Origin of the sequence: Streptomyces sp. NL15-2K, assembly GCF_030551255.1 — a bacterium.
GTDB lineage: Bacteria > Actinomycetota > Actinomycetes > Streptomycetales > Streptomycetaceae > Streptomyces.
Map to the genome: position 1 here is coordinate 7,921,525 of NZ_CP130630.1, position 12,886 is coordinate 7,934,410.

Annotated in this window: 11 protein-coding genes and 1 tRNA gene; 11 read left to right on the forward strand and 1 reads right to left on the reverse strand. The window is 69.8% G+C overall.

Features of this window, described 5'->3' with window-relative positions:
• The 5 genes from Q4V64_RS35870 to Q4V64_RS35890 are packed head-to-tail and all read left to right on the forward strand — an operon-like array spanning position 1 to position 4,396.
• Positions 1-564, forward strand: a complete 564-nt coding sequence (locus Q4V64_RS35870) for a gamma carbonic anhydrase family protein (RefSeq protein WP_124436743.1) — start codon at positions 1-3, stop codon at positions 562-564.
• Positions 564-1,349: an alpha/beta fold hydrolase gene (locus tag Q4V64_RS35875; protein WP_124436742.1), complete on the forward strand. Its 786-nt coding sequence runs from the start codon at positions 564-566 to the stop codon at positions 1,347-1,349. The genes Q4V64_RS35870 and Q4V64_RS35875 overlap by 1 nt, the downstream gene beginning before the upstream one ends.
• The gene (locus Q4V64_RS35880) at positions 1,339-2,163 is read left to right on the forward strand and encodes a transporter substrate-binding domain-containing protein (RefSeq protein ID WP_124436741.1); all 825 of its coding nucleotides are present in this window, start codon (positions 1,339-1,341) and stop codon (positions 2,161-2,163) included. The genes Q4V64_RS35875 and Q4V64_RS35880 overlap by 11 nt, the downstream gene beginning before the upstream one ends.
• Positions 2,160-2,684 carry a flavin reductase family protein gene (locus Q4V64_RS35885; RefSeq protein ID WP_124436740.1) on the forward strand — a complete coding sequence of 175 codons (525 nt, stop codon included), beginning with the start codon at positions 2,160-2,162 and terminating at the stop codon, positions 2,682-2,684. Before Q4V64_RS35880 ends, Q4V64_RS35885 begins: the two co-directional genes overlap by 4 nt.
• Positions 2,681-4,396, forward strand: coding sequence for a homoserine dehydrogenase (locus Q4V64_RS35890; RefSeq protein WP_124436739.1), 1,716 nt, complete (start codon positions 2,681-2,683; stop codon positions 4,394-4,396). The genes Q4V64_RS35885 and Q4V64_RS35890 overlap by 4 nt, the downstream gene beginning before the upstream one ends.
• Before the next feature lie 916 nt (positions 4,397-5,312).
• Here Q4V64_RS35890 and Q4V64_RS35895 read toward each other — a convergent pair.
• Positions 5,313-5,384, reverse strand: a tRNA-Arg gene (locus Q4V64_RS35895).
• Positions 5,385-5,610: 226 nt separating this feature from the next.
• Between Q4V64_RS35895 and Q4V64_RS35900 the strand changes: the two genes are divergently transcribed.
• The 6 genes from Q4V64_RS35900 (at position 5,611) to thrB (ending at position 12,618) form a co-directional block, all read left to right on the forward strand.
• Positions 5,611-6,114 (forward strand): response regulator, encoded by a 504-nt coding sequence (locus tag Q4V64_RS35900; protein WP_124436774.1) that lies wholly within the window; start codon positions 5,611-5,613, stop codon positions 6,112-6,114.
• A gap of 109 nt (positions 6,115-6,223) precedes the next feature.
• Positions 6,224-7,522 (forward strand): ArgS-related anticodon-binding protein NrtL, encoded by a 1,299-nt coding sequence (nrtL, locus tag Q4V64_RS35905; protein ID WP_124436738.1) that lies wholly within the window; start codon positions 6,224-6,226, stop codon positions 7,520-7,522.
• A 31-nt stretch (positions 7,523-7,553) separates the two neighbouring features.
• Entirely contained in the window at positions 7,554-8,945 is a 1,392-nt protein-coding gene (gene lysA / locus Q4V64_RS35910; protein ID WP_124436737.1) for a diaminopimelate decarboxylase, read from the forward strand.
• 181 nt (positions 8,946-9,126) lie between these two features.
• A complete protein-coding gene (locus tag Q4V64_RS35915) occupies positions 9,127-10,419 on the forward strand; it encodes a homoserine dehydrogenase (RefSeq protein ID WP_124436736.1) in 1,293 nt (430 codons plus the stop codon).
• 6 nt (positions 10,420-10,425) lie between these two features.
• A complete protein-coding gene (thrC, locus tag Q4V64_RS35920) occupies positions 10,426-11,484 on the forward strand; it encodes a threonine synthase (RefSeq protein WP_124436735.1) in 1,059 nt (352 codons plus the stop codon).
• Positions 11,485-11,700: 216 nt separating this feature from the next.
• Positions 11,701-12,618 carry a homoserine kinase gene (gene thrB / locus Q4V64_RS35925; RefSeq protein WP_124436734.1) on the forward strand — a complete coding sequence of 306 codons (918 nt, stop codon included), beginning with the start codon at positions 11,701-11,703 and terminating at the stop codon, positions 12,616-12,618.
• The last annotated feature ends 268 nt before the right edge of the window (positions 12,619-12,886 follow it).

Genomic DNA, 12,886 nt, shown 5'->3' on the forward strand with positions numbered 1-12,886 from the left:
GTGCGGACGTACAGCTTCCAGGGTGTCCTGCCGCGTATCCACCCGAGCGTCTACGCGTTCGACGACGTGGTGGTGATCGGGGACGTGGAGATCGAGGAGGGCGTCAGCCTGTGGCCCGGCGTCACCATTCGCGGGGACAAGGGAAAGGTGCGGATCGGCCAGGGGTCGAACATCCAGGACCATGCCATGCTGCACTCGGACCCCGACAGTCCGCTGGTCGTCGGACGGGACGTCACGATCGCCCACAGCGCGGTGCTGCACGGCTGCTCGGTCGCCTCCGGAACGGTCGTCGGCATCGGCGCGATACTGCTGAACGGGGCCCGGGTAGGGGAGAGTTGCCGGGTGTCGGCGGGAGTCGTGCTCGGCGTCGGGCCCCTCTACCCGTCCCGGAGCCTCATCGCGGGCACCCCGCCCTCCGCCCTGATGACGCTCAGCGACAGCGACGTGGCGGTGCTGGACGAGACGGCCGCCGAGTACCGGCAGCTCGCCGAGCAGTACCGGACGGGCCTGCGCCGCCTCGCTGTGCCGGGCCATGAACGGTCCGAGACGTGGGCCGATGCCTGATGCTCCATCAACCCCTCTCATCAGACGCCCGGTTGCTCCGGCGTCATGGTCCCGGGCACCGGACGGCGGCCGTCTGCTTCCACCACGCGGGCGGGGGCATGTCCGCCTACCGGGGCTGGGCGGAACAGCTCGCCCCGCACCTGGACGTGGTCCTGGTCCAGCTCAAGGGGCGCGAGGACCGCACGGCGGAACCACTCACCGACGACCTGGGCGATCTCGCCGTGCGGATCGCCCGGGACATCTGCGGGATGCCGTACGACGACCTCGTACTGGTCGGCCACAGCATGGGCGCGACCATCGCGTGGGCGGTCGCCGACGCGATCTGGGCGGTCTACCGCCGCCGCGTGCGCGTGGTGCTGTCGGCTCAGGCGCCACCGCCGTACACCGACCGGATCGGCCCTGTCGGCCGGCAGCCGGTGGGGGAGGTGCGGCACGGCCGGACCGTCGACGTCTCCGGAGCCGTGGGCGACGCCCTGACGAGTGCCGCGGACGCCTTCCACTCGGACATCCTGGCCGCGGACCTGGCCTGGATGTCCCGCGAGTTCCCCGCGCTGGTTCCCCGGCCGCTCCCGGTCGACCTGTACTGCGTGGCGGCCGGCCAGGACCCGCTGCTGGCACCCGAGGACATGGCCGGCTGGGCGTCGCTGACGACCGGGCACTTCTCGCAACGGACGGTTCCCGGCGGACACATGTACCTCCTGACGGATCCCACGCCTGTGCTCGGGCTCGTCGAGACGCTCGCGGCCCAGGGCTCGACAGACAGGACGGTCGGCCATGTCCGGTGACGCACGCGACGGCGCCCGGGTGCGCGTCGGCTTCCAGCGGAGCACCCCGCCGTTCTCCTACGCGCCGACCGCGGACTTCAGCCCCGTCGGCTACTCCGTGGACCTGGCGCGGCTGGTCCTCGCCACGGTCCTCGGCACCCCTCACACGGCTCCGCCGCTGGAGGCCGTCGAGGTCACCTCCTCCACGAGGGAGGCACTGCTCGCCCGGCATCGCATCGACATCGAATGCGGTTCGACGACGATCACGCAGGCGCGAGCGCGGCGCTGTGCCTTCAGCAGGCCGATCTTCCGCACCTCGCACCGGATCGCGGTGAAGCCCGGTGTGAAGGTGACGGCAGGCGGTCTGCACGTTGTGGGTATCCAGGGCTCGACGAGCCAGGCCGCGCTGGAAACCCGGACGGACCTCGGATTCGACTGGACTTTCGTGGGCGTGGCGTCCATCGGTGAGGCCAGGGATGTCTTCCTCGACGACCCGCGGGTCGGTGCCATGGTGGCGGACGAGGTGATTCTCCGGGCACTGCTGCGCGGCGGCGGCACACCGGAAGGAATCAGACTCCTGGACACGCGGCTGGGTGGGGAGTTCTACGGATTCATGATGCGGCGTCACGACCAGGAATTCGTCCGCGCCGTCGATGACGCACTGGCCGAGGTGTTCGCGTCCGACGCGTATCCAAGGCTCCTCCAGTCGTGGTTCGTCGACGAACTCCCCGGTCTTGGATTCGGCCTGGGGATGGATCCCGCGGACGACGCATTCGTGCGGCGGGAACGGCAGGCGGGGGACCACCCTGCCGATCGGAAGAGGCGGCTTCGATGAACACCACTGAGATCACCTTGCAGGACGCTTTCAAGGACGTCATGGCCTGCGTGGCCACGCCCGTGTCGATCGTGACGGCCATGCCCCGGCGCGGAGCGCCGCGCGGGGCGACCGTCAGCGCCTTCACCTCGCTGTCGATCACGCCGACGATGGTCCTGGTCAGCCTGGACCGGAGGTCGCAAACGCTCGACGTCATCCGCGAGTCGGGTCGCTTCGGCCTCAACGTGCTCGGTGCCGACCAGGACGATCTGGCGATGTCCTTCGCCTCCCGGAGCGACATCGACAAGTTCCGCGGAACGTCCTGGGACGTCGACCACGACCTCCCGCGCATCGCGGGGGCCTCGGCATGGATCGCGTCGACCGTGGCCGATCTGGTGGACGGCGGAGACCACGTCATCGTGCTCGGTCGCGTCGACGCCGCGGAGACCACGGGGAGCAAGGCACCACTGGTCTATTACCGACGCAGCTTCGGGACCCACCAGCCGCATCATGTCTCCGAGAGTGTGAAGGTCCCGGAATGAGGAACAGAGTCCGAATCGGACTGCTCGGATGCGGAACGGTCGGGGAGGAGTTCGCCGAACTGCTCGTCGAGCGGCGCGCCGCGATCGAGGAGGTCGCGGGAGTGTCCTTGGAGCTGGTGCGGGTCGCCGTGCGCGATCCGGGCAAGCCACGCTCCCCGGTGCTGGACCCGGAGATGTTCACCGGCGACGCCTACGAGGTGGTCAAGGCCGAGGACGTCGATGTCGTGGTCGAGCTGATCGGCGGCACCTCACCGGCCGGAGAGCTGGTGACGGCAGCGCTGCACTCCGGAAAGTCGGTCGTGACCGCCAACAAGGAGCTCGTCGCCGACGCGGGCCCCGAGCTGTTCGCCGCGGCCGACCGGGCGGGGGCCGACCTCTTCTTCGAGGCGGCGGCCGTGGCGGCCGTGCCCATCCTGCGACCCATGCGGGAGTCCTTGCTGGCCGAGGACGTGACGCGGGTGGCCGGCATCGTCAACGGCACCACGAACTTCGTGCTCACCCGCATGACGGCCGAGGGGCTGAGCTTCGACGAGGCGCTGGCCAAGGCCCAGGAGCTGGGATACGCCGAGCCCGAGGCGAGCGCCGACATCGAGGGCACCGACGCGGCGTCCAAGATCGCCATTCTCGCCTCGCTGGCCTTCAACCGGTCGGTCTTGGCCGACGACGTCAGCCGGGAGGGCATCGTCGGCCTCGACCGCGAGGACTTCGAACTGGCCTCCCGGTTCGGTTTCGACATCAAGCTCCTGGGGGTGGCCGAGCGGTTCGCCGACGGCTCCGACGCGCACGGGACGATCGGCGCCCAGGTCTTCCCCGCGCTGATCGCACGTGATCATCCGCTGGCGAGCGTCCGGGACAGCTTCAACGCGGTCTTCATCACCACCTCCGCCGCCGGTGAGCTGATGTTCTACGGGCATGGCGCCGGCCCCCGCCCGTCGGCGTCGGCGATCCTGGGCGATGTCGTCGGCGCCGCGGATCAGCGGTTGCGCGGCACGCACCACCGTGTCCCCGTCGGCCCGCCGGCGGCTATGCGGCCGACGGGGGAGCTGGTGCACTCCTACTACATCCGCGCCGACGTCGATGAGGCGCCGGGCGTCCTGTCCGAGGTGACAGGCGTGTTCGGGCGGCACGGAGTGTCGATCCGCACGGTGGACCAGCACGGCGCTGAGTCGCAGGCACGCATCGTGTTCATTACCTTCCCGGCACCCGAGCACGCGCTGCACAGCGCGATGGACGAACTGCGGGGCCTCGGCCATGTCCGGGGCGTCGGGCGGGTGCTGCGAATCTACGCCCAGCAGCCGGAGTCCCATCCCGGCACCGGTGCGTCAGGACCCTTCCGGGCCCGGCGAACAAGCCAGGTCACAGCGGTCCGAGCAAGAGAAGAACAAGAGAAACAGGAAAGGGCTCACCACATGTCCCAGCCGATACAGCTCGTCATCCACATCACCACGCTCCCGGGGCGCGGCAAGGACCAGATCGCCGCGTTCGAGCACCTCGCGCCGCTCGTGCGAGCCGAAGCGGGATGCCTCCAGTACGACCTGCACCAGGTGAGCGGCGACCCCGACCGCTTCGTTCTCATGGAGCGCTGGTCGTCCCAGGAGGCGCTCAGCGCGCACGACGCCACCCCGCACATGATCGAGGCCGACACGGCCAGTCCCGCGTTCCGAGCGGGCCCGGCGGAAGTGTTCCGTCTGGACGCCGAACCCCTGGCCTGACCGCAGACAGGCCGCCGACACGGGTCGGCGGCCTGTCCACTGCGGAGCAGGCCCTTGAGGAACTGCCCTGGTTCGCGTTCTGTCGCGAGTACAGGGCGATGCGCTGGCCAACTGCTGCGGCCAACACTCGTGAGGGCATCGCTGACGGACTCGGCGCGGTAACGCCGGCCCTGGTGGAGCAGGAACCGAAAATGCCGTCACCGGAAGACTCGAAGCGGCCGCCGCAGGTGCGAGCCCGGGGAAGCGGGCCTGCCAGGCCGCGCGGGCCGGAGTGGGCAGGAACACGTCCGTCCAGTGCCGGCGGACCAGATCGACTTTCAGATGCGACCGCAGGTCGGCCGCGGTCTGGGCCTCACGGATGACCCACTCGTACATGAGGAGCAGGTCGGCTTCGTCGGCGAGGTCGGATTCGTAGTGCAGGCCCCAGTCGATGTGCCGGGGCAGGGTCACAGCGCCGGAGGTCCGACCAATTCGTCGAGCGACTCCCGAAGCGCGTAGATCCTTCCTGCGGCGTACCTGCTCGTATGCCCAGCATGCCGTAAACCGTTGCGCCGTGGTACCGACGCTCGCATCCGACGCGGCGACGGGCCGCCCGCATCGTGCCGAGCACTGGCCCGCGAAAGTCAAACGGCCCTTTTCTCCGTGTGCCTTCCGACCGACCTCGTCGGAAACATGTAGGTCACAGTAGGTCACTTCCGGCGATGACGCTGCGATGCGGCCCTCCGTCCCGCAAATAGCCCGCGCAAGTCGAATTTGCGGGATCGGACATTTGGGATTCCATCCGTGTGGCGCCGCAAAGCCGCAGGTAGAGGGCTCATCGGATCGAGTGGTCATGGCCAAGTGGGCCGTGTGCGTTATGGCATGCACAAGAAAGGCCCTGAACTGCGTTTCTGCAGTTCAGGGCCTAAATTTCCGGTGCCCCCGGCAGGATTCGAACCTGCGCACACGGCTCCGGAGGCCGTTGCTCTATCCCCTGAGCTACGGGGGCGTGTCGGCTGCGGTGTTCGCGGCGACGGGTAAAACCCTACCAGCTCCTTCGGGGTGTTCATGAACGGGTTTCCGGCGTCGCGAGCAGGTCGTGGCCGGCCCTCGCGGGGTGGTCGGGGGTGTCCGGGGAGCGGATGGTCCCTCGCACGGGGTCAGAAGTAGGTAAAACCCGGACGCGATGGCCGGTCCGCACCTACTCTCGAGTTGTGCCAGGCGCATCCGGCCGGGTGCTTGTTGTGGACGACAACAAGGTCATCCGGCAGCTGATCAGGGTCAATCTCGAGCTGGAGGGCCTCGAGGTGGTGACCGCGGCCGATGGTGCCGAGTGTCTGGATGTCGTTCATCAGGTGCGGCCCGATGTCGTCACCCTGGATGTCGTCATGCCCCGGTTGGACGGGTTGCGGACCGCCGCCCGGCTGCGTTCCGACCCTCGGACCCGTGACCTTCCCCTCGCCATCGTCAGCGCCTGTACGCAGTACGAGGTCGAGACCGGCCTCGACGTCGGCGTCGACGCCTTCCTCGCCAAGCCCTTCGAGCCCGCCGAACTCGTCCGGCTCGTACGGCAGTTGATCGAGCGGAAGCAGCTCGCCGTGCCGGCAGAAGGGCCGATGGAAGGGGCCATGGAACAGCCGATGGACGTGTCGATGGAACGGCCGACACCGGGCGGGACTGTGTTCGGGAGCGTGCTCGGTGCCGGGGAGGCCGAGCGGGCCGGGCGGACCGGCCGCTGAATCGCCGGGGCGGTCGTCCTACGACTCCGGCCGTCCTCTGCCCGTCCACATCTCGGACCCGCCGAAACCTGCTCGCCTACCCACCCCCCTCCTCGCCTACGCTTGTCCCGTGACCCCCGTCGAGCTCTCCCGTACCGTGCTGCGCGCGGTGCGTCGCGCTGTCGACGAGGGGGAGCTGAGCGTGACCGTTCCGGAGCGGGCCGTCGTCACGGTGCCCGGGCCCGGTGGCTGTGGGGACTACGCCACCAACATCGCTCTTCAGCTCGCCCGCCCGGCGGGGCAGCCGCCTCGCCGCGTCGCTGAGATCCTCCAGGCCCGGCTCCTCGGTACCGAACACGTCACCGACGTCGTCGTCACCGGGCCCGGGTTCCTCAACATCAGCCTGCGGAGCACCTCGTCCGTCGCTCTCGTCGAGGAGATCCTGCGGCGCGGATCGCGGTACGGACACGCCGACTGCTCCACCGGGCAGCTCGTGCGGCTCCACGCCCCCCACGAAGTCCGCGCCCTGGTCGTCGCCGACGCCGTCGCCCGCCTCCTCCGCTCCCAGGGCGCCCTCGTCCGCATCACAGCCGCGGCCCGCCCCGAGCCGGAGTGGGAGAGCGTCCTCGGCGTGCGCGTCGATGCCTTCGGCAGCCCTGATGCCCGGGCTGTGCCTGACGCCCGGACTCTCCCTGACGCCCGGGCTCTGCCTGATGCCCGGGCTGTGCCCGACGCCCGGACTCTCCCCGATGCCCGGGCCGTGCCCGACGCCCGGACTCTCCCCGACGCCCGGACCCTCCCGGACGCCCCCGCTCCCCGAGACACCCCCGCTCCCCTCGACGTCAACCTACGGCCCGTACCGGCGGCCCCTGGCGACGACCCCGTCCCCCTCGGCCGTGACGCCGCCCGCTGGGCCCTGCTCCACCCGGCCTCCCACGACCGGCCCCGTATCACCGACGAGCACCTCGCCCAGCGCGAGGGCAACCCCCTCTTCCGCGTCCGTTACGCCCACGCCCGCACCCGGGTCCTGACCCGTAACGCCGCCGACCTGGGCTTCACCGCCGAGCCCGGGCCCACGGACACCGCCGACGCCACAGACCTCGCAACCGCAAGCACCACAGACACCACAGACCTCGCAACCGCAAGCCCCACACGCACCACAGACACCACGGACGCCCTCCTCACCACCCTCGCCGACCACACCCGCGTCCTCGCCCGTGCGGCAGCACACCGCACCCCCGACCGTCTCGCCCGGCACCTCGTCACCGTCGCCGATGCCGTCCTCCCTCTGCTGCCCGCCGTCCTGCCGCGCGGCGAGGAGAAACCCTCGGCCGCCCACCGCGCCCGGCTCGCCCTTGCCGAAGCCGCCGGGACGGTGCTGGCCGGCGGCCTGTCCCTGCTCGGTATCGACGCACCCGACCACCTCTGACACCAGCACACAGAGAGCTACCCCAAGAGCCATGAGCCGATCCGCACACCCCGCCGGGCCCCGTCACGCCGATGTCCTCCCGGAGGGCCACTACTCCGCTCCGCCCGCCGATCTCAACACCCTCGACCCCAAGGTGTGGGCCCAGACCGTCACCCGGGACCCGCACGGCGTCGTCACCGTCGGCGGCCTTCCTGTGACCCGGCTCGCCGAGGAGTTCGGCACCCCCGCCTACATCGTCGACGAGGCCGACTTCCGGGCGCGGGCGCGGGCTTGGCGTACCGCCTTCGGTCATGACGCCGATGTCTTCTACGCCGGCAAGGCCTTCCTCTCCCGGGCCGTCGTCCGGTGGCTGCACGAGGAAGGGCTCAATCTCGACGTCTGCTCCGGCGGTGAGCTCGCCACCGCCCTGTCCGCCGGCATGCCCGCCGACCGCATCGCCTTCCACGGCAACAACAAGTCCACGGAGGAGATCGACAGGGCCATCCGCGCCGGTGTCGGGCGGATCGTTCTCGATTCCTTCCAGGAGATCGTCCGCGTCGCCCACATCGCGCAGTCCCTGGGCAAGCGGCAGCGCGTGCAGATCCGTATCACCGTCGGTGTGGAAGCCCATACGCACGAGTTCATCGCCACCGCCCACGAGGACCAGAAGTTCGGGATTCCGCTGGCCGGCGGGCAGGCCGCCGAGGCCGTACGGCGTGCTCTTCAGCTCGACGGGCTGGAGCTGATCGGTATTCACAGCCACATCGGGTCGCAGATCTTCGACATGTCCGGCTTCGAGGTCGCGGCCCATCGGGTCGTCGGACTGCTGAAGGACATCCGTGACGAGCACGGGGTCGAGCTGCCGGAGATCGACCTCGGCGGTGGGCTCGGTATCGCGTACACGAGTGACGACGATCCCCGCGAACCCCACGAGATCGCCAAGGCGTTGACCGAGATCGTCAGCCGGGAGTGCGAGGCGGCCAAGCTGCGCACGCCCCGTATTTCCGTCGAGCCCGGGCGCGCCATCGTCGGTCCGACCGCCTTCACGCTGTACGAGGTCGGCACCATCAAGCCCCTTGACGGGCTGCGCACTTACGTCTCCGTCGACGGCGGCATGTCGGACAACATCCGTACCGCGCTGTACGACGCCGAGTACTCCGTCGCTCTCGTCTCCCGCGCCTCCGACGCCGAGCCCATGCTCGCCCGTGTCGTCGGCAGGCACTGCGAGAGCGGCGACATCGTGGTCAAGGATGCGTTCCTGCCGGCCGACCTGGCACCGGGTGACCTCATCGCCGTACCGGCCACGGGTGCGTACTGCCGGTCCATGGCCAGCAACTACAACCACGTGCTCCGCCCGCCGGTCGTAGCGGTCGACGACGGCGAGGCCCGCGTGATCGTCCGCCGCGAGACGGAGGAGGACCTCCTGCGCCTCGACGTCGGGTGATCCACCCATGATTCGGCCAGAAGAAACGTAATTCAGCCTGAAGAAACAGGGGGCGGAAGATCTCCTGTCGCCCGCCCCCGTACAAATGAAATAGATGTCTCACGATCCGGACATGGGATAGAAACTCCCGTCCGGTGAGTGAGACTGGTCCCACCGTGACGGTAAGAGGAAACGAGGTCGGATGATGCGTACGCGTCCGCTGAAGGTGGCGCTGCTGGGCTGTGGAGTGGTCGGCTCAGAGGTGGCGCGCATCATGACGACGCACGCCGACGACCTCGCCGCCAGGATCGGTGCTCCGGTGGAGCTCGCGGGGGTGGCCGTCCGGCGGCCCGACCGGGTCAGGGAAGGCATCGACCCGTCGCTCGTCACCACCGACGCCACCGCCCTCGTCAAACGCGGCGACATCGACGTCGTGGTCGAGGTCATCGGCGGTATCGAGCCCGCTCGTACGCTCATCACCACCGCCTTCGAGTACGGCGCCTCCGTCGTCTCCGCCAACAAGGCGCTCCTCGCCCAGGACGGCGCCGCCCTGCACGCCGCCGCCGAGGACCACGACGCGGACCTCTACTACGAGGCCGCGGTCGCCGGCGCCATCCCGCTGATCCGCCCGCTGCGCGAGTCCCTCGCCGGTGACAAGGTCAACCGGGTGCTGGGGATCGTCAACGGCACGACCAACTTCATCCTCGACAAGATGGACTCGACGGGGGCCGGCTACCAGGAGGCCCTCGACGAGGCCACCGCCCTGGGATACGCGGAAGCCGATCCGACCGCCGATGTCGAGGGCTTCGACGCCGCCGCCAAGGCCGCCATCCTCGCCGGCATCGCCTTCCACTCGCGCGTGCGCCTCGACGACGTCTACCGCGAGGGCATGACCGAGGTCACCGCCGCCGACTTCGCCTCGGCGAAGGAGATGGGCTGCACCATCAAGCTGCTCGCCATCTGTGAGCGGGCCGAGGACGGCGGGTCGGTCACCGCGCGCGTGCACCCCGCGATGATTCCGCTGACCCACCCGCTCGCCTCCGTGCGCGGCGCGTACAACGCCGTGTTCGTGGAGTCCGACGCCTCCGGTCAGCTCATGTTCTACGGGCCCGGAGCCGGCGGTTCCCCCACCGCCTCCGCCGTGCTCGGCGACCTCGTCGCCGTCTGCCGCAACCGGCTCAACGGCGCCACCGGACCGGGGGAGTCCGCGTACGCCGCCCTGCCCGTCTCGGGCATGGGGGCGGTCGTCACGCGTTACCACATCAGCCTCGATGTGGCGGACAAACCGGGTGTTCTCGCCCAGGTGGCGACCGTGTTCGCCGAGCACGGGGTTTCCATCGATACGGTTCGGCAGCAGGGCAAGGACGGCGAGGCGTCTCTCGTCGTCGTCACCCACCGTGCTTCCGACGCGGCCCTCGGCGGGACCGTCGAGGCGCTGCGCAAGCTGGACACCGTGCGTGGTGTCGCCAGCATCATGCGGGTTGAAGGAGAGTAACCAGCAATGACCCACCAGTGGCGCGGAATCATCGAGGAGTACCGGGACCGGCTGCCCGTCTCCGACACCACGCCGGTCGTGACGCTCCGCGAGGGCGGCACGCCCCTCGTGCCCGCGCAGGTGCTCTCCGAGCGCACCGGCTGCGAGGTCCACCTCAAGGTGGAGGGCGCCAATCCCACCGGGTCCTTCAAGGACCGCGGCATGACCATGGCCATCACGCGGGCGAAGGAGGAGGGCGCGAAGGCTGTGATCTGCGCCTCCACCGGCAACACGTCCGCGAGCGCGGCCGCTTACGCCGTGCGTGCCGGGATGGTGTCGGCCGTCCTCGTCCCGCAGGGCAAGATCGCGCTCGGCAAGATGGGGCAGGCGCTCGTGCACGGCGCCAAGATCCTCCAGGTCGACGGCAACTTCGACGACTGCCTCACGCTGGCCCGTGCCCTGAGCGACAACTACCCCGTGGCACTGGTCAATTCGGTCAATCCGGTGCGGATCGAGGGGCAGAAGACCGCCGCGTTCGAGATCGTGGACATGCTGGGTGACGCACCCGACATCCACGTCCTGCCGGTCGGCAACGCGGGCAACATCACCGCGTACTGGAAGGGGTACAAGGAGTACGCCGCCGACGCGATCGCCGCGCAGACCCCGCGCATGTGGGGCTTCCAGGCCTCCGGCAGTGCCCCGATCGTGCGCGGCGAGGTCGTCAAGGACCCCTCGACGATCGCCACCGCCATCCGCATCGGCAACCCCGCCTCCTGGCAGTACGCCCTGGCGGCGCGGGACGAATCGGGTGGTTTCATCGATGAGGTGACGGACCGTGAAATCCTGCGCGCCTACCGGATGTTGGCCGCTCAGGAGGGCGTCTTCGTGGAGCCCGCCTCCGCCGCTTCCGTGGCCGGCCTGCTGAAGGCCGCCGAGCAGGGCAAGGTCGACCCGGGGCAGCGGATCGTGTGCACCGTCACCGGCAACGGCCTGAAGGACCCCGACTGGGCCGTCGCGGGCGCCCCGCAGCCGGTGACCGTCCCGGTCGACGCGGCGACGGCGGCCGAGCGCCTCGGCCTGGTCTGAGAAGGTAAATCCCTACGAGGGGGCACAGGGGGCTTACGACACGCATCGTGCGCCTCCTGTGCGCCCTATGTCGCCACAGAACCTTCCTTCGATAGGCTGTACTGAACCCGCCTGCCGCATATGCCGCGGCGCTGCGTCGTCTCAGCGGCCTGAGGGTCTCCCCGTACATATCGAATGTCTTCGACAATCACGCAGCTCAAGGAGAGTCATCGAGCGATGGCCGGTCCAGCCTTCCGCGCCGCCGCCGTCCGGGTGCGCGTCCCCGCCACCAGCGCCAACCTCGGCCCGGGCTTCGACGCCCTCGGCCTGTCGCTGGGGCTCTACGACGACGTGGTCGTCCGGGTGGCCGACTCCGGGCTGCACATCGACATCGCGGGGGAGGGGAGCGAGACGCTCCCGCGTGACGAAAACCACCTTCTCGTACGCTCCCTGCGCACCGCCTTCGCTCTGCTGGGCGGACAGCCGCGCGGCCTGGAGATCGTCTGCGCGAACCGCATTCCGCACGGCCGGGGCCTCGGCTCCTCCTCGGCCGCCATCTGCGCCGGCATCGTCGCCGCGCGTGCCGTGACCATAGGCGGCGAGGCCCGGCTCGACGACACGGCCCTCCTGGAGCTGGCCACCGAGATCGAGGGCCATCCCGACAATGTGGCGGCCTGTCTGCTCGGCGGTTTCACGCTCTCCTGGCTGGAGGCCGGAGCCGCGCGGGCGATCAGGATGGAGCCCGCCGATTCCATCGTTCCGGTGGTTTTCGTGCCCGGTAAGCCGGTCCTGACGGAGACCGCGCGCGGACTGCTCCCGCGCACCGTGCCGCACGTCGACGCCGCCACCAACGCGGGCCGTGCAGCCCTGCTCGTCGAGGCCCTCACCCGGCGCCCCGAGCTGCTGCTGCCCGCCACCGAGGACCGACTTCACCAGGAGTACCGCGCACCGGCCATGCCGGAGAGCGCGGCGCTGGTGGAGCGGCTGCGGGCCGACGGAGTCCCGGCAGTCATTTCAGGCGCGGGCCCCACAGTGCTCGCGCTGGCCGACGGCGAAAGCGCCGACAAGGTCGCCCATCTGGCAGGCGAGGGCTGGGCCGCGAACCGGCTGGAGCTCGACGCCCGGGGAGCGAGCGTGCTGCCGCTTGCGCCCTGATTCGCGATTGCCGCGGATGCCGGATACTTCGAGAGGGGGAATGTTTGTTGGATCCGGTAGTGTTAACCTCAAGTCTGCACCCGACCTCACCATGGCGAGGTGCTTCATGTCCCCGTCCGGGACAGACACCCTTCCGGGAGCCTCCCAAGCCGCACTGTGTTCCGTACGACGTATGTAGTCAGTACTTCGTATGCGGGCACTGAGCGACTTGCCGGGCACGCTCCGGAACCGGTGCGACCGAGCCGCATGACACAGACACTCAGTGCCA

Excerpts from the sequence above, each read along its gene's own strand:
- Q4V64_RS35880 (WP_124436741.1), top strand. The coding sequence starts at position 1,339 with ATGTCCGGTGACGCACGCGACGGCGCCCGGGTGCGCGTCGGCTTCCAG.
- lysA (WP_124436737.1), top strand. The coding sequence starts at position 7,554 with ATGAGCCGATCCGCACACCCCGCCGGGCCCCGTCACGCCGATGTCCTC.
- thrC (WP_124436735.1), top strand. The coding sequence starts at position 10,426 with ATGACCCACCAGTGGCGCGGAATCATCGAGGAGTACCGGGACCGGCTG.
- thrB (WP_124436734.1), top strand. The coding sequence starts at position 11,701 with ATGGCCGGTCCAGCCTTCCGCGCCGCCGCCGTCCGGGTGCGCGTCCCC.
- Q4V64_RS35875 (WP_124436742.1), top strand. The coding sequence starts at position 564 with ATGCTCCATCAACCCCTCTCATCAGACGCCCGGTTGCTCCGGCGTCAT.
- Q4V64_RS35915 (WP_124436736.1), top strand. The coding sequence starts at position 9,127 with ATGATGCGTACGCGTCCGCTGAAGGTGGCGCTGCTGGGCTGTGGAGTG.
- Q4V64_RS35890 (WP_124436739.1), top strand. The coding sequence starts at position 2,681 with ATGAGGAACAGAGTCCGAATCGGACTGCTCGGATGCGGAACGGTCGGG.
- Q4V64_RS35885 (WP_124436740.1), top strand. The coding sequence starts at position 2,160 with ATGAACACCACTGAGATCACCTTGCAGGACGCTTTCAAGGACGTCATG.